The sequence below is a fragment of the Streptomyces sp. NRRL F-4489 genome, assembly GCF_001509485.1.
Taxonomy (GTDB): Bacteria; Actinomycetota; Actinomycetes; order Streptomycetales; family Streptomycetaceae; genus Streptomyces.
This window is the reverse complement of the sequence record NZ_LLZI01000151.1, coordinates 1-3,149: the sequence shown is the minus strand read 5'-3', so window position 1 is coordinate 3,149 and position 3,149 is coordinate 1. Positions and strand designations below refer to the sequence as shown.

General features: G+C 56.7%; 1 rRNA gene. It reads right to left on the bottom strand.

Annotation, left to right across the window (positions count from 1 at the left end):
- Nucleotides 1-21 precede the first annotated feature (21 nt).
- Nucleotides 22-3,100: ribosomal RNA gene (locus ADL22_RS13820) — 23S ribosomal RNA — on the bottom strand.
- Between the last annotated feature and the right edge of the window lie 49 nt (nt 3,101-3,149).

Sequence of the window (3,149 nt, the reverse complement as noted above, 5' to 3'; positions counted from 1 at the left end):
ACACAGTGGACGCGAGCAACTGAGGACAAGCCCTCGGCCTATTAGTACCAGTCAACTCCACACCTTACGATGCTTCCATATCTGGCCTATCAACCCAGTCATCTACTGGGAGCCTTACCCCATCAAGTGGGTGGGAGCCCTCATCTCGAAGCAGGCTTCCCGCTTAGATGCTTTCAGCGGTTATCCTTTCCGAACGTAGCCAACCAGCCATGCCCTTGGCAGAACAACTGGCACACCAGAGGTCCGTCCGTCCCGGTCCTCTCGTACTAGGGACAGCCCTTCTCAAGACTCCTACGCGCGCAGCGGATAGGGACCGAACTGTCTCACGACGTTCTAAACCCAGCTCGCGTACCGCTTTAATGGGCGAACAGCCCAACCCTTGGGACCGACTCCAGCCCCAGGATGCGACGAGCCGACATCGAGGTGCCAAACCATCCCGTCGATATGGACTCTTGGGGAAGATCAGCCTGTTATCCCCGGGGTACCTTTTATCCGTTGAGCGACGGCGCTTCCACAAGCCACCGCCGGATCACTAGTCCCTACTTTCGTACCTGCTCGACCCGTCAGTCTCACAGTCAAGCTCCCTTGTGCACTTACACTCAACACCTGATTACCAACCAGGCTGAGGGAACCTTTGGGCGCCTCCGTTACCCTTTAGGAGGCAACCGCCCCAGTTAAACTACCCACCAGACACTGTCCCTGATCCGGATCACGGACCCAGGTTAGACATCCAGCACGACCAGAGTGGTATTTCAACAACGACTCCACACCAACTGGCGTTGGCGCTTCACAGTCTCCCACCTATCCTACACAAGCCGAACCGAACACCAATATCAAGCTATAGTAAAGGTCCCGGGGTCTTTCCGTCCTGCTGCGCGAAACGAGCATCTTTACTCGTAATGCAATTTCACCGGGCCTATGGTTGAGACAGTCGAGAAGTCGTTACGCCATTCGTGCAGGTCGGAACTTACCCGACAAGGAATTTCGCTACCTTAGGATGGTTATAGTTACCACCGCCGTTTACTGGCGCTTAAGTTCTCAGCTTCGCCCTGTCGAAACAGAGCTAACCGGTCCCCTTAACGTTCCAGCACCGGGCAGGCGTCAGTCCGTATACATCGCCTTACGGCTTCGCACGGACCTGTGTTTTTAGTAAACAGTCGCTTCTCGCTGGTCTCTGCGGCCACCCCCAGCTCAAGCAGCAAGTGCTATCACCGGAAATGGCCCCCCTTCTCCCGAAGTTACGGGGGCATTTTGCCGAGTTCCTTAACCATAGTTCACCCGAACGCCTCGGTATTCTCTACCTGACCACCTGAGTCGGTTTAGGGTACGGGCCGCCTTGAAACTCACTAGAGGCTTTTCTCGACAGCATAGGATCATCCACTTCACCACAATCGGCTCGGCATCAGGTCTCAGCCTTAACGTGTGACGGATTTGCCTACCACACGGCCTACACCCTTACCCCGGGACAACCACCGCCCGGGCTGGACTACCTTCCTGCGTCACCCCATCGCTTACCTACTACAAGTCTGGTTCGTCGGCTCCACCACTCCCCTTCACCCGAAGGATCCAGGACGGCTTCACGGACTTAGCATCGCCTGATTCGATATTGGGCGCTTCAAAGCGGGTACCGGAATATCAACCGGTTGTCCATCGACTACGCCTGTCGGCCTCGCCTTAGGTCCCGACTTACCCTGGGCAGATCAGCTTGACCCAGGAACCCTTAGTCAATCGGCGCAAGAGTTTCCCACTCTTGTATCGCTACTCATGCCTGCATTCTCACTCGTGAACCATCCACAACTCGCTTCCGCGGCTGCTTCACCCGGCACACGACGCTCCCCTACCCATGCTGCAATGACACGACTTCGGCGGTGTACTTGAGCCCCGCTACATTGTCGGCGCGGAATCACTTGACCAGTGAGCTATTACGCACTCTTTCAAGGATGGCTGCTTCTAAGCCAACCTCCTGGTTGTCTCTGCGACTCCACATCCTTTCCCACTTAGCACACGCTTAGGGGCCTTAGTCGATGCTCTGGGCTGTTTCCCTCTCGACCATGGAGCTTATCCCCCACAGTCTCACTGCCGCGCTCTCACTTACCGGCATTCGGAGTTTGGCTAAGGTCAGTAACCCGGTAGGGCCCATCGCCTATCCAGTGCTCTACCTCCGGCAAGAAACACACGACGCTGCACCTAAATGCATTTCGGGGAGAACCAGCTATCACGGAGTTTGATTGGCCTTTCACCCCTAACCACAGGTCATCCCCCAGGTTTTCAACCCTGGTGGGTTCGGTCCTCCACGAAGTCTTACCTCCGCTTCAACCTGCCCATGGCTAGATCACTCCGCTTCGGGTCTAGAGCGTGCAACTCAAACGCCCTATTCGGACTCGCTTTCGCTACGGCTTCCCCACACGGGTTAACCTCGCTACACACCGCTAACTCGCAGGCTCATTCTTCAAAAGGCACGCAGTCACGGCGACGCTCCCACGGCTTGTAGGCACACGGTTTCAGGTACTATTTCACTCCGCTCCCGCGGTACTTTTCACCATTCCCTCACGGTACTATCCGCTATCGGTCACCAGGGAATATTTAGGCTTAGCGGGTGGTCCCGCCAGATTCACACGGGATTTCACGGGCCCCGTGCTACTTGGGAAATGAGCAAGCAAGCCGCTAATGTTTCAGCTACGGGGGTCTTACCCTCTACGCCGGACCTTTCGCATGTCCTTCGCCTACATCAACGGTTTCTGACTCGCCCAGCCGCCGGCAGACGACTGAAGCTCACTCCCACAACCCCGCACTGGCAACCCCTGCCGGGTATCACACCAATACGGTTTGGCCTCATCCAGTTTCGCTCGCCACTACTCCCGGAATCACGGTTGTTTTCTCTTCCTGCGGGTACTGAGATGTTTCACTTCCCCGCGTTCCCTCCACACTGCCTATGTGTTCAGCAGCGGGTGACAGCCCATGACGACTGCCGGGTTTCCCCATTCGGACACCCCCGGATCAAAGCTCGGTTGACAGCTCCCCGGGGCCTATCGCGGCCTCCCACGTCCTTCATCGGTTCCTGGTGCCAAGGCATCCACCGTGCGCCCTTAAAAACTTGGCCACAGATGCTCGCGTCCACTGTGCAGTTCTCAAGCAACGACCAGCCACCC